General features: G+C 70.5%; 16 protein-coding genes. 8 read left to right on the forward strand and 8 right to left on the reverse strand.

Translation table 11 applies throughout. From position 1 onward, the window contains the following. Positions 1 to 162: 162 nt before the first annotated feature. The 4 genes from ACFCXS_RS28370 to ACFCXS_RS28385 all read left to right on the forward strand — a co-directional run bounded on the left by ACFCXS_RS28370 (position 163) and on the right by ACFCXS_RS28385 (position 6098). Positions 163 to 954 (forward strand): ATP-binding cassette domain-containing protein, encoded by a 792-nt coding sequence (locus ACFCXS_RS28370; protein ID WP_010033972.1) that lies wholly within the window; start codon positions 163 to 165, stop codon positions 952 to 954. After that, a complete protein-coding gene (locus tag ACFCXS_RS28375) occupies positions 951 to 2243 on the forward strand; it encodes a sugar ABC transporter permease (protein WP_376646174.1) in 1293 nt (430 codons plus the stop codon). The genes ACFCXS_RS28370 and ACFCXS_RS28375 overlap by 4 nt, the downstream gene beginning before the upstream one ends. 181 nt (positions 2244 to 2424) lie before the next feature. After that, on the forward strand, positions 2425 to 4374 hold the full coding sequence (dxs, locus tag ACFCXS_RS28380; protein ID WP_376646175.1) for a 1-deoxy-D-xylulose-5-phosphate synthase: 1950 nt from the start codon (positions 2425 to 2427) through the stop codon (positions 4372 to 4374). A gap of 209 nt (positions 4375 to 4583) precedes the next feature. Then, positions 4584 to 6098, forward strand: coding sequence for an amino acid permease (locus ACFCXS_RS28385; RefSeq protein WP_376646176.1), 1515 nt, complete (start codon positions 4584 to 4586; stop codon positions 6096 to 6098). A gap of 317 nt (positions 6099 to 6415) precedes the next feature. Here ACFCXS_RS28385 and ACFCXS_RS28390 read toward each other — a convergent pair whose 3' ends face one another. Next, the gene (locus ACFCXS_RS28390; RefSeq protein WP_376646177.1) at positions 6416 to 6787 is read right to left on the reverse strand and encodes an NTP pyrophosphohydrolase; all 372 of its coding nucleotides are present in this window, start codon (positions 6785 to 6787) and stop codon (positions 6416 to 6418) included. A gap of 83 nt (positions 6788 to 6870) precedes the next feature. Between ACFCXS_RS28390 and ACFCXS_RS28395 the strand changes: the two genes are divergently transcribed. Beyond that, positions 6871 to 7890, forward strand: a complete 1020-nt coding sequence (locus tag ACFCXS_RS28395; protein WP_376646178.1) for a hypothetical protein — start codon at positions 6871 to 6873, stop codon at positions 7888 to 7890. A gap of 99 nt (positions 7891 to 7989) precedes the next feature. Here ACFCXS_RS28395 and ACFCXS_RS28400 read toward each other — a convergent pair whose 3' ends face one another. The 4 genes from ACFCXS_RS28400 to ACFCXS_RS28415 form a co-directional block, all read right to left on the reverse strand. Further along, the gene (locus ACFCXS_RS28400) at positions 7990 to 10119 is read right to left on the reverse strand and encodes a 3-hydroxyacyl-CoA dehydrogenase NAD-binding domain-containing protein (protein ID WP_376646179.1); all 2130 of its coding nucleotides are present in this window, start codon (positions 10117 to 10119) and stop codon (positions 7990 to 7992) included. Then, positions 10116 to 11333: an acetyl-CoA C-acyltransferase gene (locus ACFCXS_RS28405; RefSeq protein ID WP_102911807.1), complete on the reverse strand. Its 1218-nt coding sequence runs from the start codon at positions 11331 to 11333 to the stop codon at positions 10116 to 10118. Before ACFCXS_RS28405 ends, ACFCXS_RS28400 begins: the two co-directional genes overlap by 4 nt. Before the next feature lie 208 nt (positions 11334 to 11541). Beyond that, a complete protein-coding gene (locus tag ACFCXS_RS28410) occupies positions 11542 to 12576 on the reverse strand; it encodes a LacI family DNA-binding transcriptional regulator (RefSeq protein ID WP_376646180.1) in 1035 nt (344 codons plus the stop codon). After that, on the reverse strand, positions 12573 to 14990 hold the full coding sequence (locus ACFCXS_RS28415) for a glycoside hydrolase family 2 protein (RefSeq protein WP_376646181.1): 2418 nt from the start codon (positions 14988 to 14990) through the stop codon (positions 12573 to 12575). The genes ACFCXS_RS28410 and ACFCXS_RS28415 overlap by 4 nt, the downstream gene beginning before the upstream one ends. Before the next feature lie 163 nt (positions 14991 to 15153). Between ACFCXS_RS28415 and ACFCXS_RS28420 the strand changes: the two genes are divergently transcribed. The 3 genes from ACFCXS_RS28420 to ACFCXS_RS28430 are packed head-to-tail and all read left to right on the forward strand — an operon-like array spanning position 15154 to position 18244. Next, entirely contained in the window at positions 15154 to 16467 is a 1314-nt protein-coding gene (locus ACFCXS_RS28420; RefSeq protein ID WP_376646182.1) for an ABC transporter substrate-binding protein, read from the forward strand. Next, positions 16467 to 17417 carry a carbohydrate ABC transporter permease gene (locus ACFCXS_RS28425; protein ID WP_376646183.1) on the forward strand — a complete coding sequence of 317 codons (951 nt, stop codon included), beginning with the start codon at positions 16467 to 16469 and terminating at the stop codon, positions 17415 to 17417. Before ACFCXS_RS28420 ends, ACFCXS_RS28425 begins: the two co-directional genes overlap by 1 nt. Beyond that, complete coding sequence (locus ACFCXS_RS28430) at positions 17414 to 18244, forward strand: carbohydrate ABC transporter permease (RefSeq protein ID WP_376646184.1); 831 nt, start codon at positions 17414 to 17416, stop codon at positions 18242 to 18244. The genes ACFCXS_RS28425 and ACFCXS_RS28430 overlap by 4 nt, the downstream gene beginning before the upstream one ends. Positions 18245 to 18354: 110 nt before the next feature. On the opposite strand, the gene ACFCXS_RS28435 is transcribed toward ACFCXS_RS28430, so the two are convergent. The 3 genes from ACFCXS_RS28435 to ACFCXS_RS28445 all read right to left on the reverse strand — a co-directional run bounded on the left by ACFCXS_RS28435 (position 18355) and on the right by ACFCXS_RS28445 (position 21512). Next, complete coding sequence (locus tag ACFCXS_RS28435) at positions 18355 to 19644, reverse strand: ribonuclease D (RefSeq protein WP_376646185.1); 1290 nt, start codon at positions 19642 to 19644, stop codon at positions 18355 to 18357. 187 nt (positions 19645 to 19831) lie between these two features. After that, positions 19832 to 20494 carry a response regulator transcription factor gene (locus ACFCXS_RS28440; RefSeq protein WP_003993737.1) on the reverse strand — a complete coding sequence of 221 codons (663 nt, stop codon included), beginning with the start codon at positions 20492 to 20494 and terminating at the stop codon, positions 19832 to 19834. A 343-nt stretch (positions 20495 to 20837) separates the two neighbouring features. After that, complete coding sequence (locus ACFCXS_RS28445; protein WP_104778336.1) at positions 20838 to 21512, reverse strand: DUF3000 domain-containing protein; 675 nt, start codon at positions 21510 to 21512, stop codon at positions 20838 to 20840. Between the last annotated feature and the right edge of the window lie 74 nt (positions 21513 to 21586).

Here is a 21586-nt window from a genome sequence, read left to right on the forward strand (position 1 = left end):
GGGAGTCCGAGCCGGACTCCCGTGACTCCGTGCGGGGACCGGTCCGCCCCCGAGTTCCTCCGGCGCCCCGCCACATCAGCCCCGCAAGCTATGCGGGGCGCCGGAGTGATCACTCCTCCCACCCTTCTGCACAACCTCCCGCCGGGTCAGGCGGCGAAGGAGATGGTTCACGTGTCCGCTACGCCCGTGCTGGCGTTGCGCGGGGTCTCCAAGCGGTTCGGTGCCGTTCAGGCGCTCACCGACGTAGAGCTTGAGGTCCATGCCGGTGAAGTGGTCGCCCTGGTGGGCGACAACGGAGCCGGAAAGTCCACGCTGGTCAAGACGATCGCCGGCGTGCACCCCATCGATGAGGGCGTCATCGAATGGGACGGCAGGTCCGTCCAGATCAACAAGCCGCACGACGCCCAGAACCTGGGCATCGCGACCGTCTACCAGGACCTCGCGCTCTGCGACAACATCGACGTCGTCGGCAACCTCTACCTGGGCCGGGAGATCCGCAAGCGCGGTGTCCTGGACGAGGTGGAGATGGAGCGCCGCTCCCGCGAGCTGCTCGACACGCTGTCGATCCGCATCCCCAGCGTGCGCATCCCGATCGCCTCGCTCTCCGGCGGTCAGCGCCAGACCGTGGCCATCGCCCGTTCCATGCTCGGCGAGCCCAAGCTGGTCATCCTCGACGAGCCCACCGCCGCCCTCGGCGTCGAGCAGACCGCGCAGGTCCTCGACCTGGTCGAGCGGCTGCGCGAGCGCGGCCACGCCGTGATCCTCATCAGCCACAACATGGCCGATGTGAAGGCCGTCGCGGACAAGGTCGCCGTGTTGCGCCTCGGTCGCAACAACGGCGTCTTCGAGGTCAAGTCGACCTCGCAGGAAGAGATCATCTCCGCCATCACCGGCGCCACCGACAACGCAGTGACCCGCCGTGCGGCGCGCACGAACGGGGAGGTTTCCAAGTGAGCATCGACAAGACCTCCGCGGCTCCGGACGACCACGTCGTGGAGAACCCCGAGGCGGCCAAGGCCGCCGTCACGGTGGTCGACCCCCGGCTGCTGGTGCGCGAGCAGGGCCTCAAGGGCTACGTCACCGAGTTCAAGCGGAAGATGAAGTCCGGTGACCTGGGATCCATCCCGGTCGTCATCGGCCTGGCGATCATCTGGCTCATCTTCACGAGCCTGAACTCCAACTTCCTCACCGCGGGCAACCTGTCCGACATGTCCGTCGCCATGGTCGGCACCGGCATGATCGCCGTCGGCATCGTCTTCGTGCTGCTGCTCGGCGAGATCGACCTGTCGGTCGGTTCGGTGTCCGGTGTGGCGGGTGCGTCGTTCGCGGTGCTGAACGTCACCAACGGCATGAACGAATGGCTCGCCTTCGTGCTGGCCATCCTCACCGGCACCGTCGCCGGCGTGCTGCACGGCTTCTTCTTCGCGAAGATCGGCGTCCCCGCGTTCGCCGTCACCCTGGCCGGTCTGCTGTTCTGGAACGGCCTCATGCTCCAGATCCTCGGCGACAACGGCACGATCAACCTCGACCCGGACGGGGTCGTGGTCCAGCTGACCAGCTACTACTTCTCCGACGTGGCCGCCGCTTACGGTCTGGCCGCGGTCGTGACCGCCGGGTTCTTCCTCAGCTCCTTCCTCGGCAACCGGCGCCGCGAGGCCGCGGGCGTGCCGTCGCGGCCGCTGAGCGAGACCATCGTGCGGACCGTGCTGCTGGCGGTGCTCGCCTTCACCGTCGCCGCCGTCTTCAACCAGTACAAGGGCCTGCCGCTCGCCGTGGTGATCTTCATCGTGGTGCTGCTGGTCACGGACTTCGTGCTGCGCCGTACCTCCTACGGCCGGAAGGTGTTCGCGCTCGGCGGCAGCGTCGAGGCGTCCCGCCGTGCCGGCATCAACGTGGAGATGGTCCGGATCTCGGTGTTCGCGATCTCCGGCACCTTCGCCGCGGTCGGCGGCCTGTTCATCGCCTCCAAGATCGCCGCGGCCAACCAGGGTGCCGGTGGCGGTGACCTGCTGATGAACGCGATCGCCGCGGCCGTCATCGGCGGCACGTCGCTGTTCGGTGGCCGTGGACGCACCTGGAACGCGCTGCTCGGTGTCCTGGTGATCGTGTCCATCCAGTACGGTCTCGCCCTGGAGGGCATCGCCTCCCCGGTGCAGTACATGATCACCGGTGGTGTGCTGTTGGCCACGGTCGTGATCGACGCCGTCACGCGTAAGACGCAGAAGACGGCCGGGCGCGCGTAACGCCCGGGAACCCACCTGTGCCCGGTGCCTCTCAGGTACCGGGCACAGCTGTGTCGTAGAGGTGGCGCACCATGGGTAGAGCCGAACGCGTGACGTACGACGCAAGGCCACGGCGCCGCCCGCGCAGGCGGAACATTAGACTCGACAAGCCCGGCAACAGCTCTACTGCAAGGAGGCACGGGTGCCGCTGCTGACCCGTATCAGGGGACCGCGCGATCTGGACCGGCTCAACCTGGAGGAGCTGAACCAGCTGGCGGAGGAGATCCGGAGCTTCCTTGTCGAAGCGGTCTCCAAGACCGGCGGTCACCTCGGCCCCAACCTCGGCGTGGTGGAGCTCACCATCGCCCTGCACCGGGTCTTCGACTCGCCCAAGGACAAGGTGCTCTGGGACACCGGCCACCAGTCCTACGTCCACAAGCTGCTCACCGGCCGCCAGGACTTCTCGAAGCTGAAGATGAAGGGCGGCCTGTCCGGCTACCCCTCGCAAGGCGAGTCCGAGCACGACGTCATCGAGAACTCGCACGCCTCGACCGTCCTCGGCTGGGCCGACGGCATCGCCAAGGCCAACCAGATCATGGAGCGCGACGACCACGTCGTGGCCGTGATCGGTGACGGCGCGCTGACCGGTGGCATGGCCTGGGAGGCGCTGAACAACATCGCCGACGCCAAGGACCGCCCGCTCGTCATCGTCGTCAACGACAACGAGCGCTCCTACGCGCCGACCATCGGCGGTCTCGCGAATCACCTCGCGACCCTGCGCACCACCGACGGCTACGAGCGCTTCCTCGCCCGCACCAAGGAGGTCCTGGAGCGCACACCCGTCGTCGGGCAGGCGCTCTACGACACCCTGCACGGCGCCAAGAAGGGCCTGAAGGACTTCATCGCCCCGCAGGGCATGTTCGAGGACCTCGGCCTGAAGTACGTCGGCCCGATCGACGGGCACGACCTGGAAGCCCTGGAGTCCGCGCTCGCCAAGGCCAAGCGGTTCGGCGGGCCGGTCATCGTGCACTGCCTCACCGAGAAGGGCCGCGGCTACCAGCCCGCCCTCCAGGACGAGGCGGACCGCTTCCACGCCGTCGGCAAGATCCACCCCGACACGGGCCTGCCGATCGCCAGCTCCGGCGCCGACTGGACCTCCGTCTTCGGCGAGGAGATGGTCAAGCTCGGCGAGGAGCGCGAGGACATCGTCGCCATCACGGCCGCGATGCTCCAGCCGGTCGGCCTGGACAAGTTCGCCAAGCGCTTCCCGAAACGGGTCTACGACGTCGGCATCGCCGAGCAGCACGCCGCCGTCTCCGCGGCCGGACTGGCCACGGGCGGCGTGCACCCGGTGTTCGCCGTCTACGCCACGTTCCTCAACCGCGCCTTCGACCAGGTCCTGATGGACGTGGCCCTGCACAAGTGCGGCGTCACCTTCGTGCTCGACCGGGCCGGGGTCACCGGGACCGACGGTGCCTCCCACAACGGCATGTGGGACATGTCGATCCTGCAGGTCGTGCCCGGTCTGCGGCTGGCCGCCCCGCGCGACGCCGACCAGGTGCGCGCCCAGCTGCGCGAGGCCGTCGCCGTCGACGACGCGCCGACCGTGGTCCGCTTCTCCAAGGGCGCCGTCGGCCCCGCCGTGCCCGCCGTGCGGCGCGTCGGCGGCATGGACGTGCTGCGTGAGCCCGGCAGCGACCGGCCGGACGTGCTGCTGGTCTCCGTCGGCGCCCTCGCGCCGATGTGCCTGGAGATCGCCGGCCTGCTCGACAAGCAGGGCATCTCCACGACCGTCGTCGACCCGCGCTGGGTCAAGCCCGTCGACGAGGCCATGGCCCCGCTCGCCGAGCAGCACCGTGTGGTCGTCACCGTGGAGGACAACAGCCGGGTCGGTGGTGTCGGCTCGGCGATCGCGCAGGCGCTGCGTGACGCGGGTGTGGATGTGCCGCTGCGGGACTTCGGCATCCCGCCGCGCTTCCTCGACCACGCCTCGCGGGCCGAGGTCCTCGCCGAGATCGGGCTCACCGCGCCGGACATCGCCCGGCAGGTGACCGGGCTGGTCGCCAAGCTGGACGGGCTCCCCCACTCTCGGCTCCGCTCGAGCGGGGGCACCCCCACCGAGCGCAGCGCGGTGGACGCGGCGCGCGACTGACGGGGCCGAGGTCGCCGAGACCGCCGAGACCGCCGAGACCGCCGAGACCGCCGAGGCGGCCGACGGGGCCGAAGCGGTTCGTGATGGGCCGGTTTTCCCACCATGAGGGTGGCGAAACCGGCCCATTGGCGTGAATTGGGCCGTGCCGGGGCATACGGATGGTGCCACCTCTCGATCATGTCGAGGACGACAAGCGTGGGAGGTACCCCGTGAGCAGTACCCTCTTCCGGACGAAGAAGGTCGAGCAGTCCATCAGCGACACCGAGGAGCCGGAGCACGCGCTCAAGAAGTCCTTGTCCGCGCTGGATCTGACCGTCTTCGGCGTCGGCGTGATCATCGGCACCGGCATCTTCGTCCTCACCGGCACAGTCGCCAAGGACAACGCGGGGCCCGCGGTGGCCCTGGCGTTCGTGACGGCCGGCGTCGCCTGTGCGCTGGCCGCGCTCTGTTACGCCGAGTTCGCCTCCACGGTTCCGGTCGCCGGGTCCGCCTACACGTTCTCGTACGCCTCGCTCGGGGAGCTTCCCGCCTGGATCATCGGCTGGGACCTGGTCCTGGAGTTCGCGTTGGGCACGGCGGTGGTGGCCGTCGGCTGGTCCGGCTACATCCAGTCGCTCCTGGACAATGCGGGCTGGACGATGCCGGCGGCCCTGGGCAGCCGGGAGGGCGCCGACGTCTTCGGCTTCGACATCCTCGCCGCCGCGCTGGTTCTCGTCCTCACCGCCATCCTCGTGGTCGGCATGAAGCTGTCCGCGCGGATCACCTCGCTCGTCGTCGCCATCAAGGTGACGGTCGTCCTCGTCGTGATCGTCGCCGGTGCGTTCTTCATCGAGGGGAAGAACTACGACCCGTTCATCCCGAAGGCGAAGCCCGTGGAGGCCGGGTCCAGTCTGGACTCGCCGCTGATCCAGCTGATGTTCGGCTGGGCGCCCTCCAACTTCGGTGTGATGGGCATCTTCACCGCGGCCTCGGTCGTGTTCTTCGCCTTCATCGGGTTCGACGTCGTGGCCACGGCCGCGGAGGAGACGAAGAACCCGCAGCGGGACATGCCGCGCGGCATCATCGGCTCCCTCATCATCTGCACGACGTTGTACGTCCTCGTGTCGATCGTCGTCACCGGCATGGAGCACTACACGAAACTGGATGTGGACGCGCCGCTCGCCGATGCCTTCAAGTCCACGGGGCATCCGTGGTTCGCCGGCTTCATCAGCTTCGGCGCCGCGGTCGGCCTGACGACGGTGTGCATGATCCTGCTGCTCGGGCAGACCCGGGTGTTCTTCGCGATGAGCCGGGACGGGCTGCTGCCGCGGTTCTTCTCGCACGTCCACCCGCGGTTCAAGACGCCGCACCGGCCGACCATCCTGCTCGGCGTGATCATCGCGATCCTCGCCGGGTTCACGCCGCTGACGGAGCTCGCCGCGCTGGTGAACATCGGCACGCTGTTCGCGTTCGTGGTCGTCGCGATCGGTGTGATCATCCTTCGCAGGACCCGGCCCGACCTGCCTCGGTCGTTCCGGACGCCGTGGGTGCCGGTCCTTCCGATCCTGTCGGTGTGTGCGTCGCTGTGGCTGATGATCAATCTGCCGGCCGAGACGTGGGTCCGCTTCGCCATCTGGATGGTCGTCGGGTTCCTCGTCTACTTCCTGTACGGCCGCACCCACAGCCGCCTCGCCCCCCGCGAGGCGGGAGAGGAGCAGCCGGGCGTGGGGGGTGGCACGCCGTAAGCGGCTGCGGCTGACTGGCCGTATGGCTCTCGCGGGGTGGGGGTGCGCCGCTTTCGCCTTGCGCGGGGTGGGGGTCGGGGCCGCGTCGGGGGGTGTCCGTCCTCGGAACGTCGCGATGGGGTTGCGTGCCGACTGACTGTTCGTTGACGCGACAACCGCTGCGGGCGGACACCCCCCGACACGTCCCCTTGCGTCCGACGGCGGGTGCGGGTGCGTGGGGGCAGCCGCCCTTAGCTGCGGGCATGCGTGCCGCTGGGGGAGGCACCCCGCTCCGCCGGGCTGCGCACCCACCCGGCCCCGGCTCCACGCCCAGCGCCCTACGGACGAACCGAACGCGGTCCCGCCACCTCGGCCCCCAGCTCCCCGACCCTCCTCCGCAGCTCCCGGTCCGCTGTGATCACCAGGACCGGACGCTCACCGGCCGAGGCCACGACCTCGACGATGTGGTCGTCTCCGCTGCCCGGGGCGGACGACACCCGTACCCCTGGTACGGATTCGACCCCGCGCGCCGCCCCCTCCACCACCAGGACGATCTCCGCCGGGCCGGCGACGGCCGGAACTCCTTCCGACGCCAAGCGGTCGCGCAGTCGTTCCGCCGCACCACGGCGGTCCCGCCACCAACCGTCCGGCACCGAACCGACGACGTTCGCGGCGTCGACGACGACCAGGACAGGCACGTTGGCGTTCATGTGGCCAGGGTCGCACGGGAGATGGGCCGGGGCGGGGGCGGGCGGGCGCGCGCCGGGACCGGTCGGCCGCATAAAGTGAACTGGTGAACGGCGACTGGCTCATCCGCGGCCGCGACGGCCGCCTCACCGTGTATCTGCCCTCCGGCGAAGCCGTCCTGTGCCGGGCGGAGCTCGGCCCCGGAGGTCCCTGGGAGGACGACCCGCGAACGGTCGGCGGTGCCCAGAAGCTGCACCCGGTGGCGGCGGTCGGACAGGGCGCCGACGGCTACGCACATCTGGCGGCCTGGCGGCCCACCGCCCCGGGCGAGTCCGGGCTCGTGCACTCCACGCACTTCCGCCCCCACCTGGCGCCCCTGGACTGGACTCCCATCGGCCACCCGGACAAGAAGGGCGACCGTACGGGGCCGCCCGCCGTGACCGTGGACGGGGCGGGGCGCGGGTATGTGTTCGTCCGCAACGGGAACGGCGGAGTCAGCCTGCGCAACCAGAAGGTGAAGGGCGGCTGGGGAGGCTGGCTGGACCTCGAAGGGCGTGACGTCGAGGGGGAGTTGGCGGCCGTCACCGGTGAGTCGGGGCTGGTCGGGCTGTACGCCTGCGCACCCGGCGGGATCCTGCGCTGGCGCCAGGAGTCGGACGGCAGGAAGCCGGTGCGGACCGAGGGCGTCGAGACTCCCGTGCGTCCCGGAACCCTGCGCGCGCTCGCCACGTCCGCCGAGCACACCACCCTCTTCTTCACCGACGGCTCCGGCGATCTGTGCACCTGGCGTCCCGGTGAGAAGCCGGTGACCCTGCTGGCGTCGGCCGGGCCGGGGCCGGTCTCCGCCGTCCGGTGCGTCATAGAGGGGTACGACTGCACCGTGCTCGCCCAGCGGTCGGCGAGCGGCCGGGTCGCCTTCGCCGCCTATCCGACCGAGCAGGAGTCGGCCGGTGCCTGGTGGACCGAGTCCGGCCCCCGGCTGCCTTCCGACGCCGTCGTGTCGGTGGCCCTCGACGAGCACGGGGAGGTCGTCGCGGCCTCCCTGTCGCCCTCGACGGGGACCGTACTGCTCACCCGTCGCAAGGACGAGCCGGGGCTCGCTCTGGAGGCCTGGCGGGAGCTCTGACCGCCTGCGGGAAGTGAAGCCGGCCCCCTTGCCGCAAAAAAAAGGGGGGCGGGTGCACGGGTTGTCACCCGTACGCCCGCCCCCTTCAGGGGTTACGCGTCACGCCGGGACGCTCGCGACGCCCTGCGCCAGGAACCTTTTGCCGTTCACGCGCTCGGAGACACCCTCGCGGTCCAGGTACGGCGTGATGCCGCCCAGGTGGAAGGGCCAGCCGGCGCCCGTGATGAGGCACAGGTCGATGTCCTGCGCCTCGGCGACGACGCCCTCGTCGAGCATGATGCCGATCTCCTGCGCCACCGCGTCGAGCACGCGGTCGCGGACCTGCTCCTCCGTCAGGACGGTGTCGCCCTGCTTCAGCAGCGCGGCGACCTCGGGGTCCAGCTCCGGCTTGCCGCTGTCGTAGACGTAGAAGCCGCGCTTGCCCGCCTTGACGACGGCCGCGAGGTTCGGGGAGACCGTGAAGCGGTCCGGGAAGGCCCGGTTGAGCGTCTCCGAGACGTGCAGACCGATCGCCGGGCCGACGAGCTCCAGCAGGACCAGCGGCGACATCGGCAGACCGAGCGGCTCGACGCCCTTCTCGGCGACCTCGACGGGGGTGCCCTCGTCGATGATGTTCTGGATCTCGCCCATGAAGCGGGTCAGGATGCGGTTCACGACGAACGCCGGGGCGTCCTTGGTGAGGACCGCGGTCTTCTTCAGCTTCTTGGCGACGGCGAAGGCCGTGGCGAGGGAGGCGTCGTCGGTCTTCTCGCCGCGGACGATCTCCAGCAGCGGCAGGACCGCGACCGGGTTGAAGAAGTGGAAGCCGACGACCCGCTCGGGGTGCTTCAGCTTCGACGCCATCTCCGAGACGGAGAGGGAGGAGGTGTTGGTGGCGAAGATGGCGTGCGCCGGGGCGACCGCCTCGACCTCCGCGAACACCTGCTGCTTGACGCCGATCTCCTCGAAGACCGCCTCGATGACGAAGTCGGCGTCCGAGAAGCCCTCGGCCTTGTCCAGCACACCGGACACCAGCGCCTTGAGGCGGTTGGCCTTGTCCTGGTTGATGCGGCCCTTGCCGAGCAGCTTGTCGATCTCGGCGTGGACGTAGCCCACGCCCTTGTCGACGCGCTCCTGGTCGATGTCCGTGAGGACGACCGGGACCTCCAGGCGGCGCAGGAACAGCAGCGCGAGCTGGCTGGCCATCAGGCCGGCGCCGACGACACCGACCTTGGTGACCGGGCGGGCCAGGTTCTTGTCCGGGGCGCCGGCCGGGCGCTTGCCGCGCTTCTGCACCAGGTTGAAGGCGTAGATGCCGGAGCGCAGTTCGCCGCCCATGATGAGGTCGGCGAGGGCCTTGTCCTCGGCGTCGTAGCCCTGCTGGAGGTCGCCGTCCTTGGCGGCGGCGATGATGTCCAGGGCGCGGTAGGCGGCCGGGGCGGCGCCGTGCACCTTGGAGTCCGCGATGAAGCGGCCCTTGGCGACGGCCTGGTCCCAGGCCTCGCCGCGGTCGATCACCGGGCGCTCGATCTCCAGCTCGCCCTTGAGGACGGCGGCGGTCCAGATCAGCGACTGCTCCAGGAAGTCCGCGCCCTCGAAGATCGCGTCGGCGATCCCGAGCTCGTAGACCTGCTTGCCCTTGAGCTGCCTGTTCTGGTTGAGGCTGTTCTCGATGATCACCGAGACGGCCTTCTCGGGGCCGATCAGGTTCGGCAGCAGGGCGCAGCCGCCCCAGCCCGGGACCAGACCGAGGAAGACCTCGGGCAGCGAGAACGCCGGCAGGGCCGCGGACACGGTGCGGTAGGTGCAGTGCAGACCGACCTCGACACCGCCGCCCATCGCGGCGCCGTTGTAGTACGCGAAGGTCGGCACGGCCAGCTCGGACAGCCGCTTGAAGACCTCGTGGCCGCCCTTGCCGATGGCGAGGGCGTGCTCGTACTCCTTGAGGATCTCCACGCCCTTGAGGTCGGCGCCGACCGCGAAGATGAACGGCTTGCCGGTGATGCCGACGCCGATGATCTCGCCGTCCGCCGCCTCCTTCTCGACCTGGTCGATCGCGGCGTTCAGGTTCGCCAGCGAGGCCGGGCCGAAGGTGGTCGGCTTGGTGTGGTCGTGGCCGTTGTCCAGGGTGATCAGGGCGAAGCGCCCGGCACCGAGGGGGAGGTCGAAGTGGCGTACGTGCGCAACTGTGACGACCTCGTCCGGGAACAGCTCGGAAGCCTGCTTGAGAAGCTCGGCGGTGGTGCTCACTTGTCCCCCTCGAAGTGCGGGTTCTCCCAGATGACCGTCGCGCCCATGCCGAAGCCGACGCACATGGTGGTCAGGCCGTAGCGGACGTGCGGCTGCTCCTCGAACTGGCGGGCCAGCTGCGTCATCAGGCGGACGCCGGAGGAGGCCAGCGGGTGGCCGAAGGCGATGGCACCGCCGTACTGGTTGACGCGCTCGTCGTCGTCGGCGATGCCGTAGTGGTCCAGGAAGGCCAGGACCTGGACGGCGAAGGCCTCGTTGATCTCGAACAGGCCGATGTCGGAGATCGACAGGCCGGCCTGGGCCAGCGCCTTCTCCGTCGCCGGGATCGGGCCGTAGCCCATGACCTCCGGCTCGACGCCCACGAAGGAGTAGGAGACCAGGCGCATCTTCACGGGGAGGTCGTGCTCGCGCGCGAAGTCCTCGGAGGCGATGAGCGAGGCGGTGGCGCCGTCGTTCAGACCGGCCGCGTTACCAGCGGTGACCCGGCCGTGCACACGGAACGGGGTCTTCAGGCCGGAGAGGTTCTCCAGGGTCGTGCCCGGGCGCATCGGCTCGTCGGCGGTGACCAGGCCCCAGCCCGTCTCACCGGCCTCGGGGGAGGTGCGGCGGACCGAGACCGGCACCAGGTCGGCCTGGATCTTGCCGTTGGCGTACGCCTTGGCGGCCTTCTCCTGGGAGCGCACGGCGTACTCGTCGGCGCGCTGCTTGGTGATCTGCGGGTAGCGGTCGTGCAGGTTCTCCGCGGTCATGCCCATGAACAGGGCCGACTCGTCGACCAGCTTCTCGGAGACGAACCGCGGGTTCGGGTCCACGCCCTCGCCCATGGGGTGGCGGCCCATGTGCTCGACACCGCCCGCGATGGCGATGTCGTAGGCGCCGAAGGCGACGGAACCGGCGACCGAGGTCACGGCCGTCAGGGCGCCGGCGCACATGCGGTCGATGGAGTAGCCCGGTACGGACTGCGGGAGACCCGCGAGGATCCCGGCGGTGCGGCCGATGGTCAGGCCCTGGTCACCGATCTGCGTGGTCGCGGCGATGGCGACCTCGTCGATCTTCTTCGGGTCGAGTCCGGGGTTGCGGCGCAGCAGCTCCCGGATCGCCTTCACGACGAGGTCGTCGGCACGGGTCTCGTGGTAGATGCCCTTCGGGCCCGCCTTGCCGAACGGGGTGCGGACGCCGTCGACGAAGACGACGTCCCTGACGGTACGAGGCACGATGGCTCTCCTCCAGGGTCAGGATCTGCATTGCTGCTGCGATGCGCTGAGCGCGCGCTCAGGCCCATGCTACTTATGAGTAACGTGACTGCACACCCCTGGCAGGCGGAGCGGCGAAGGTCACACCCCATGAGGGCAGCGCCCTGCTTTTCAGGGGCGCGGGGAACTGCGCGAGCAACCCACGACCACCCGCACCCTCGCACGGTCCCTACCGAGGCGGCGCAGTCGACCCCCGAGGCGTCAGCACAGGGGTCGGCACAGGATGCGACCCACCCTCACCCCCGGCGATCACCGAGAACAACGTCCGGGCCACCTCCGCTCCGAACCCATGCACGTCATGGCTCATGGCCGAAAGCGTCGGATGCGTCAGCCGGCACAGCTGCGAGTCGTCCCAGGCCAGCAGCGACACGTCCTCCGGCACCCGCAGCCCCATCTCCGCCGCCACCGACAACCCCGCCACGGCCATGATGTCGTTGTCGTACACGATCGCCGTCGGCCGGTCGGCGGGTGCCGCGGTCAGCAGCGAGCGGGTCGCCCGCGCCCCCGCGTCCCCCGAGAAGTCCGTCGCGACCTGCCATGCCCCGGCCAGCGCCAGCGCCCCCGCCGCCTCGTCGAACGCCGCCGTCCGGATCGCCGTGTGCCCGAGGTCCGCCGCCCCGCCCACCCGGGCGATCCGCCGGTGCCCGAGGGCGGCCAGATATCGCACCGCCTCCGTCACGGCCGTGGCGTCGTCCGTCCACACCGACGTGAGCCCCCCGGTCAGCGAAGGATGCCCGACGGCGACCGCGGGCATCCCGAGGCGCTGCGCCATGCCCGCCCGAGGGTCGTCCGCCCGGAAGTCGACGAGGATGGACCCGCCGATCTGCCGCGCCCGCCACCACGCCTCCTGGACGCCCACCTCCTCGTCCATGTTCCGTACCAGCCTCAGCAGCAACGAGCTGGAGTGTTCGGCCAGCACACTCTCCACGCCGGAGACGAACTCCATGTACCAGGGCTCGAGCCCCAGGACCCGCGCGGGCCGGCACACCGCCAGGCCCACCACGTCCACTCGCGATCCGGCCAGGGTCCGTGCCGTGAGACTCGGCGCCCAGCCCAGTTCGCGCGCCGCCCGGAAGATCCGGTCCCGGGTGGCCTCCGCGAGCCCGGGCTTGTGGTTGAAGGCGAGGGACACGGCACCCTTGGACACACCGGCGCGCGCGGCGACGTCCTTGATGGTGACGCGAGGGGTCGGCGTTGCCGTCATCGGGTGGGCTCCACGCAGTACAGGGCCGAACGGGCGGTCTCCGCGTCCGGAGTCTTCCAGCCGCGCACCCCGATGGTCACCTCTTCGCCCGGCAGCAGGGTGACCAGCCCCCGGTCGGCCCGCGCCCCCGGCTCCAGCCGGTCGGCCTGGAGCAGCAGGTCCCGGACCAGGGTGCGGGCGGTCACGGTGATGCCGCCCGGGGCGAGCGCGACCTCGAACCGCGGGGCCGGGTAGGGGACTTCACGGTCGGGCACGGGGAAATGCAGCGCCCGCAGCCTCCCCGCGCCCGCACCGGCGCCCGCGCCCGCACCGGCGCCCGCGCCGCCGTCCGCGTCCGCGACCAGGAACTCCTTCGGCCCGAGGGGCGTCAGCTCGCGCGGCACGTCCACCCGGGCCACGCTGCGCGCCCCGGCCGCCAGCTCCACCTCCGCCTGCCCCAGCACCTCGCCCTCGACGGACATCCGCCGCAGGGTCAGCGCCCCCGCCCAGTCCCCGGCCGCCTGGTTCACGGCGGCCAGCTCCACGCCGCCGTCCACCGCCAGGATCGTCAGCAGCCGGTCCGCGTACAGCCGCCTCAGCTCGTGGTACAGCGGCTTCTCCCGGCCGTCCCCGTCGATCGCCGCCCAGGACGTCACCGGCCAGCAGTCGTTGAGCTGCCAGAGAATCGTGCCCGCGCACACCGGCCAGTGCGCCCGCCAGTGCTCGATCCCGGCCGCGACCGCCCGTGCCTGGTTGAGCTGCATCAGGTAGTGCCACCGGTCGAAGTCGCCCTCCGGCACGGTGAAATGCCGCTGGAGCCCCCGCTCCAGCTTGCCGTTGCCGTCGTCGGCCTTCTGGTGGTGCAGCACGCCGGGGGAGCCGGGCGCGAGCTCCTCCCCGGGCAGGGCCCGGCGCAGCGTGCTGTACGCGGGCGGGGCCTGCCAGCCGAACTCGGCGACGAAGCGCGGCACGCTCAGCCGGTAGTCCGCGTAGTCCTCCCGGTTCCACACCTCCCACGAGTGGTGGGTGCCGTGCGCCGGGTCGTTCGGGTGGTGCTCCCACGACCCGGACCAGGGGCTGCCCGCCGTGTACGGCCGGGTCGGGTCCAGCTCGGCCACCACGCGCGGCAGCACACCCAGGTAGTACCCCTCCCCCCAGGAGTCCCCGGCCAGCCGCGGCTCCCACTCCCAGTCGCGGAACCCCCACAGGTTCTCGTTGTTGCCGTTCCACAGCACGAGCGACGGATGCGGCATCAGCCGTACGACGTTCTCCCGCGCCTCGGCCTCCACCTCGCCGCGCAGCGGCTGCTCCTCCGGGTAGGCCGCGCAGGCGAACGGGAAGTCCTGCCAGACCAGCAGGCCCAGTTCGTCGCAGGCGTCGTAGAAGTCCTCGCTCTCGTAGATCCCGCCGCCCCAGATCCGGACGAGGTCGACGCCGGCGCCGGCCGCCTGCTCCAGCCGTTCCCGGTAGCGCTCGCGGGTGATCCGGGAGGGGAAGACGTCGTCGGGGATCCAGTTGACGCCCCGCGCGAAGAGCCGCTCGCCGTTGACGACGAGGGTGAAGCCGGTGCCGTGCGCGTCGGGCCGCCGGTCCAGCTCCACGGTCCGGAAGCCGACCCGCCGCCGCCACACGTCCAGCGGCTCCTCGCCGTGCAGCAGCTTCAACTCGACTTCGTAGAGCGGCTGTTCGCCGTAGCCGCGCGGCCACCACAGCCGTGCGCCCGGCACCCGCAGCCGTACGGCCCCGCCCGCTCCCTCGATCTCGGCCCGGGCCCGCACTCCCGCGACGGTCGCCTCCACGGCGAGCGGTGCCTCGACCCGGGTCCGCTCGACGTCCACGACCAGCTCGACGACGCCCGTGCCCTCCTCGACGGTGACCAGCGGGCGCACCCGGGCGATCCGGGCCGTCGACCAGTGCTCCAGGCGCACCGGCCGCCAGATCCCGGCCGTCACCAGGGTGGGCCCCCAGTCCCAGCCGAAGGAGCAGGCCATCTTGCGCAGGTACTGGTAGGGCTCGGCGTAGGCGGCGGGGCGCTCGCCGACCCGGCCCCGCACCGCCTCGGCCTCGGCGTACGCCGAGACGAACCGCACGGACAGCCGCCCGGACAGCCCCGTCACGTCGAACCGGTAGGACCGGTGCATGTTGCGCACCTTCCCCAGCGGCCGCCCGTCCAGGGAGATCTCGGCGACGGTGTCGAGCCCGTCGAAGACCAGGTCGGTCTGCTCCTGCGCGGACGAGCCCACGAGTTCCCGCTCGTAGGTCCAGTCCCGGCGCCCCACCCAGGCCACCTCGGTCTCGTTCCGGCCGAGGAACGGGTCCGGGATCACCCCGGCCGACATCAGGTCGGTGTGCACGCACCCCGGCACACCGGCCGGCAGTCCGTCCGAGTCGTGCCGCAGGATCCAGCCGTCGCCGAGCGGTGTGGCCTCCAGCATGCGCACTCCCTTAACCGGTCCAGTGAAGAGTCGTGTGTCGGTTTCGCATCGTTGGCGGGATTGGGACTTTACCGGTTGAGTGCGCACTGTCAGAGTTCCGAACCAGCCATACCGCACGTGCTCGTCCGTCCCGAGTTCCCCTCCGCGAACGGAGCTGATGCACATGAACCGCCGTACCCTCCTCGCCCTCGCCGCGGGCGCCGCCCTGCTGGCCTCCGGCTGCACCGGCACCGGAAGCTCCTCCGAGGGCGCCGACGCCGAGGCGCCGGACGATCCCGCCAAGGTCGGCGGAACCATCACCGTCCTCACCCACCGCACCGACCTAGTGCAGGACGGGACGATGAAGAAGTACGCCGCCGAGTTCAACCGGACGTACCCCAAGGTGAAGGTCGAGTTCGACGGCATCACCGACTACGAGGGCGAAGTCAAGATCCGTATGAACACGGAGAACTACGGGGACGTCCTCATGATCCCCTCGGTGATCGAGAAGAAGGACTACCCCAGGTTCTTCGCCTCGCTGGGCAGCGAGGCGGAGCGCGGCAAGAAGTACCGCTTCACGGACTTCACGAGCGTCGGCGGCAAGGTCTACGGCCAGAGCCCGCTGGGCGCACTTCCGGGGTTCATCTACAACAAGAAGGTCTGGAGAGAGGCCGGGGTCACGCAATGGCCCACGACACCGGCCCAGTTCCTCGCCGGCCTCAAGGCGATCAAGTCGAAGACCGACGCGGTCCCCTACTACACCAACTTCAAGGACAAATGGCCGCTCAGCCAGTGGACGGGCGTCAACGGCTCGGTCGGCTGTGACGATCAGGCCACGACCCGCCTCGCCGAGGGCAACCCCTGGGCCGAGGGAGCCGACCTGCGCGTGGCGGACACCCTGCTGTACGACATCGTGCACGAGGGGCTCGTCGAGAAGGACCCGACCACCACCAACTGGGAGGCGTCCAAGCCCAAGCTGGCCAAGGGCGAGATCGCCACCATGTGGCTCGGCTCCTGGGCGGTCATCCAGATGCAGGGCGCGGCGAAGCAGGCCGGCGCCGACCCGGACGACATCGGGTTCATGCCCTTCCCCGCCCAGAAGGACGGCACGTTCTGCGCCGTGACGTCCCCCGACTACAACCAGGCCGTCAACATCAACTCCTCGCACAAGGAGGCCGCCCGCGCCTGGATCGACTGGTTCACCGAGAAGTCCGGCTACGCGCAGGACAACCTGGCGCTGTCCCCGCTGAAGGACGCCCCGCTTCCCGATGTCCTGAAGCCGTACGAGGAGGCGGGCGTCAAGCTGCTCGAACTCGACGACAGCAAGGGCGCCGAGGTGAAGAGCATCGACAACCAGTCCGAGGTCGGCATCAACAAGCCCGACTACCGCCAGGAACTCGTCGACATGGCCCGCGGCGCCAGGAAGGGCGACCCGGACGACTTCCTGGACGGCCTCGGCGAGAAGTGGACCGAGACGCAGAAGTCGCTGGGGTCCTGATGACGGGCACCACCGAGACGGCGGCCGTCCAGGCCGCCGCGAAGGCGGCCGCCGCCCCGGCTCCGGCCCCCGCCCCGCGCCCGGCACGTCTGTGGCGCGGGGCCACCCCCTGGCTCTTCCTGCTCGCCCCGCTCACTCTCCTGGTCGTCTTCACCTACGCGCCGATCGCCAACATGGTCGCGTACAGCTTCACCGACTGGGACGGGGTGAGCCCCGAGCTGAACTACACGGGCGCCGAGAACTACGCCGAACTCTTCACCCGTTCCGAGCTGTTCGAGGTCTTCTGGGTCAGCGGCTACTACCTGGCGGCGTCCGTGATCCAGATCGTGGCCGCGCTCTGGTTCGCCACGATCCTCAGCTTCGACGTGCGCTTCCGGAACTTCTTCAAGGGCGTGCTGTTCTTCCCGTACCTGATCAACGGGGTGGCGATCGGGTTCGTCTTCCTCTACTTCTTCCAGGACGGCGGCACCCTCGACTCGGTGCTGAGCCTGTTCGGCGTGGAGAGCGACCGGGCCTGGCTGGGCACCCCGGAGTCGGCGAACACGTCCCTGGCGGGCGTCTCCGTCTGGCGCTATCTGGGCCTGAACTTCGTGCTGTTCCTCGGCGCGATCCAGTCGATTCCGGGGGAGCTGTACGAGGCGGCCGAGCTGGACGGCGCGAACCGCTGGCACCAGTTCCGGTACATCATCGCGCCGGGCATCAAGCCGGTGCTGTCCCTCACCGTGATCCTCTCGATCTCGGGCTCCCTGTCGGTCTTCGAGATCCCGTACATCATGACGGGCGGCGCGACCGGCACCGAGACGTTCGTGATCCAGACCGTGAAGCTGGCGTTCCAGTTCAACAAGACGGGGCTGGCCTCGGCGGCCGCGCTCGTGCTGTTGCTGATCGTCCTGGCGGTGACCTGGGTGCAGCGGCGCCTCGCCCCCGACGACAAGGTGGACCTCGTATGACCCGCCGTGCGGTGACCCGCGTCCTCGTGCACCTGTCGCTGATCGCCGCGACCGCGGTGGTCCTGCTCCCGCTCGCCGCGGTGTTCCTGACCTCGCTCAAGTCCGAGCGGGAGATGGCCGACGGCAGCGGAGCGCTCGCGCTACCTGAGGACCCGCTGAACTTCCACAACTACGTGACGGCGTTCCAGGGCGGCCGGATGCTCTCGGCCTTCGGCAACACGGCGATCATCCTGGTCGTCGCGATCGGCGGCACGGTCCTCATCGGCTCGATGACGGCCTACGCCATCGACCGCTTCCGGTTCCGCTTCCGCAAGGCGGTCCTGGCCCTGTTCCTGGTCGCCGCGCTGGTCCCCGGTGTGACCACTCAGGTGGCCACCTTCCAGATCGTCAACAGCTTCGGCATGTTCGACAGCCTGTGGGCGCCGATCGTCCTGTACATGGGCACGGACATCGTCTCGATCTACATCTTCCTGCAGTTCGTCCGGTCCATCCCGGTCTCACTGGACGAGTCGGCCCGCCTCGACGGCGCCAACGCGTTCACGGTCTACCGCAAGATCATCTTCCCGTTGCTGAAGCCGGCGATCGCGACGGTCGTGATCGTGAAGGGGATCACCGTCTACAACGACTTCTACATCCCCTTCCTCTACATGCCCTCCGAAGATCTTGGCGTGATCTCGACGTCGCTGTTCCGCTTCAAGGGCCCCTTCGGCGCCCACTGGGAGACGATCTCGGCCGGAGCGATCCTGGTGATCGTCCCGACCCTGGTGGTCTTCCTGTTCCTCCAGCGCTTCATCTACAACGGCTTCACCCGGGGTGCCACGAAGTAGACGCCCTTCGTTCAGGGGCGCGGGGCTGTGCCGATGTGCGGCTCCGCCGCGTGGCCGCGAACAGCCACACGCGACTCGCAGCCGCCGTACGACGAGGACGGTCACGGCGGCTACGCCTCCTTGCCGGACAGCGCCTCCACGAGCACCGGCGTCACCTGCTCCACCTGCCACGGCCGGGCCCCGTGCCCGGCCAGGGCGGCGGCCACCGACTCGGCGTCGACCACCGCCGGAGGCTCCCAGCACACCCGCCGCACCGTGTCCGGCGTGATCAGGTTCTCCTGCGGCATGGTCAGCTGCTCGGCCAGCGCCGTCACCCCGGCCCTGGCCGCGGACAACCGCGCCGCGGCCGCGGGGTCCTTGTCGGCCCAGGCGCGCGGCGGCGGAGGGCCGGCGACCGGCTGCCCCGGCTGCGGCAGCTGCGCCTCGCTCAGCGCCTTCGCCCGGTCCACCGCCGCCTGCCACTGCTCCAGCTGCCGCTTGCCGACGCGGTGGCCGAAACCGTTCAGCGCGGCCAGCGCCTGCACATTGGCCGGAACCGCCAGCGCGGCCTCGACGATGGCCGCGTCCCCGAGCACCTTGCCCGGCGACACGTCCCGCCGCTGCGCGATCCGGTCCCGGGTCTGCCACAGTTCCCGAACGACGGCCAGCTGCCGCCGCCGGCGCACCTTGTGCATGCCGGACGTACGCCGCCACGGGTCCTTGCGGGGCTCGGGCGGCGGGGCCGAGGCGATCGCGTCGAACTCCTGGCGGGCCCATTCGAGCTTTCCCTGCCGGTCCAGCTCCTTCTCCAGCGCGTCGCGCAGGTCGACGAGCAGTTCGACGTCCAGCGCCGCGTAGCGCAGCCAGGGCTCGGGCAGGGGCCGGGTCGACCAGTCGACGGCGGAGTGGCCCTTCTCCAGGACGAAGCCCAGCACGCTCTCGACCATCGCGCCGAGGCCGACCCGGGGGAACCCGGCGAGCCGCCCGGCCAGCTCCGTGTCGAACAGCCGGGTGGGCACCATGCCTATCTCGCGCAGGCACGGCAGGTCCTGGGTGGCGGCGTGCAGCACCCACTCGACGCCGGACAGGGCGTCACCGAGGGCGGACAGGTCGGGGCAGGCGACGGGGTCGATCAGGGCCGTGCCGGCACCCTCGCGGCGCAGTTGCACGAGGTAGGCGCGCTGCCCGTAGCGGTAGCCGGACGCGCGTTCGGCGTCGACGGCGACGGGGCCGGACCCCGCCGCGAAGGCGGCGATCACCCGGGCCAGGGCGGTCTCGTCCGCGATGACGGGCGGAATGCCCTCACGCGGTTCCAGCAGAGGGATCGGCGCCTCCGTAGCAGAAGATCCGCCGTCGTCCGGAGGGGCGCCTCCGGTGGTTCGCAGTGAGCTGTCTGCTGCGGTGTCGTGGGCGTCGGTCACATGTCAAGGGTATCCATGTATGGACAGCGCCCGCCGACGGAACGTTCCGTCGGCGGGCGCTCGGGGGTCGCAAACCAGTCATGTCGGGGAAGCGGCGGGTTCACGAACCGTGAGGGACGTGAACGGGGCCGGCGGCCGGTCCCGCGTCACGTGAGGAGATGATCACGAAGGGGCACGGCGGATCGGGTCAGTGGATGATCCCGGTCCGCAGCGCCACCGCGACCATGCCGGCGCGGTCGCCCGTGCCGAGCTTGCGGGCGATGCGGGCGAGGTGGCTCTTGACGGTCAGGGCGGACAGGCCCATCGAGACGCCGATCGCCTTGTTCGACTGGCCCTCCGCGACCAGCCGCAGCACCTCGACCTCGCGGCCGGACAGTTCGCGGTAGCCGCCCGGGTGGCTCGGGGCGCCCGGGGGGCGGCGGTGCAGTCGCGCGGCGGCGGCGCCGATGGGGGCGGCGCCCGGCCGGGTGGGGAGCCCGACGTTGGTACGGGTGCCGGTGACGACGTAACCCTTCACGCCGCCGGCGAGTGCGTTGCGCACGGCGCCGATGTCGTCGGCGGCGGAGAGGGCGAGCCCGTTGGGCCAGCCCGCGGCGCGGGTCTCCGACAGCAGCGTGAGGCCGGAGCCGTCCGGCAGGTGGACGTCTGCGACACAGATGTCGCGGGGGTTGCCGATGCGGGGACGAGCCTCCGCGATGGACGAGGCCTCGATGACGTCGCGCACACCGAGCGCCCACAGATGGCGGGTGACGGTGGAGCGGACGCGCGGGTCGGCCACGACCACCATGGCGGTCGGCTTGTTCGGGCGGTAGGCGACCAGGCTTGCGGGCTGCTCGAGGAGAACGGACACCAGGCCTCCTGGGGTGCGGGACGGGGCCGGCTCGTGGGGGGTGAAGCCGGGACGAACCGTGCTTTCAAGGTCACAGTCGTCTTCGGCACCGAACCCGTCCGCCTTTAGAGAATGATCACGAATCGGTGATAACAATCCGTGCAATTCGGACACGCGGTCGATCATTCGAAGGTCGAACGGTTTCGGTCTGCGTCGATACGCGGTCGAAAGTGGCCGTATCGACAAAGTGATTCGGCCAAGAGGGGTACTCAGGTGTGATCGTCGACCGGACATGGTTGACCGCCCCGCACAAGGTCGATCAGTGCGGGGCGGTCAGAGGGAGATCGGGGAGGTCAGGGACCGGTCAGCGGGACTGCGGTCCTCGCCGCTGGGGCAGCGTCACCACCGACGCGTCGCCGGGAACGGCCGGAGGCAGCCCCGCGATCTGGGCGAGCAGATCGCACCAGGCCGCCAGGTGCGCGGCCGTGTCCGGGACCCCGCCCAGGCCCTCGCGCGGCGTCCACGACGCGCGGATCTCGATCTGCGAGGCGGCCGGGCGCGCGGAGAGCCCGCCGAAGTAGTGGGAGCTCGCCCGCGTGACCGTGCCGCTCGGCTCACCGTAGGTCAGTCCGCGTGCCTGGAGCGCGCCGGTCAGCCAGGACCAGCACACCTCCGGCAGCAGCGGGTCCGCCGCCATCTCCGGCTCCAGCTCGGCACGCACCAGCGTCACCAGCCGGAAGGTGCCCCGCCAGGCGTCGTGCCCGGCAGGGTCGTGCAGCAGCACCAGCCGGCCGTCGGCCAGATCCTGGTCGCCGTCGACCACCGCCGCCTCCAGCGCGTAGCTGTGAGGAGCGAGCCGCCTCGGCGGGGGCGTCGGCTCGACCTCGATCTGGGGCCGCAGCCGCGCCGCCTTGAGCGCGTCGACGGCGGCCCGGAAGGGCAGCGGGGCGGAGTCCGCCTCCCGCCGGTCGTTCTCGGTGTCCTTCGCTTCGTCCATTCCGCCAGCGCCGTCCGACAGTCGTCCCTGAGCCGCAGCCATGCGGGAAGATTACGGGGACCGGAGCCCGGGTGCCGGGCTAGACACCCCGCGCCTGCCCAGGGGCTGAATCACGC

The sequence above is a fragment of the Streptomyces sp. NPDC056373 genome, from assembly GCF_042262425.1.
Classification (GTDB): Bacteria; Actinomycetota; Actinomycetes; order Streptomycetales; family Streptomycetaceae; genus Streptomyces.

Excerpts from the sequence above, each read along its gene's own strand:
- ACFCXS_RS28420 (WP_376646182.1), top strand. The coding sequence starts at position 15,154 with ATGAACCGCCGTACCCTCCTCGCCCTCGCCGCGGGCGCCGCCCTGCTG.
- ACFCXS_RS28425 (WP_376646183.1), top strand. The coding sequence starts at position 16,467 with ATGACGGGCACCACCGAGACGGCGGCCGTCCAGGCCGCCGCGAAGGCG.
- ACFCXS_RS28415 (WP_376646181.1), bottom strand. The coding sequence starts at position 14,990 with ATGCTGGAGGCCACACCGCTCGGCGACGGCTGGATCCTGCGGCACGAC.
- ACFCXS_RS28390 (WP_376646177.1), bottom strand. The coding sequence starts at position 6,787 with ATGAACGCCAACGTGCCTGTCCTGGTCGTCGTCGACGCCGCGAACGTC.
- ACFCXS_RS28370 (WP_010033972.1), top strand. The coding sequence starts at position 163 with ATGGTTCACGTGTCCGCTACGCCCGTGCTGGCGTTGCGCGGGGTCTCC.
- ACFCXS_RS28410 (WP_376646180.1), bottom strand. The coding sequence starts at position 12,576 with ATGACGGCAACGCCGACCCCTCGCGTCACCATCAAGGACGTCGCCGCG.
- ACFCXS_RS28445 (WP_104778336.1), bottom strand. The coding sequence starts at position 21,512 with ATGGCTGCGGCTCAGGGACGACTGTCGGACGGCGCTGGCGGAATGGAC.
- ACFCXS_RS28430 (WP_376646184.1), top strand. The coding sequence starts at position 17,414 with ATGACCCGCCGTGCGGTGACCCGCGTCCTCGTGCACCTGTCGCTGATC.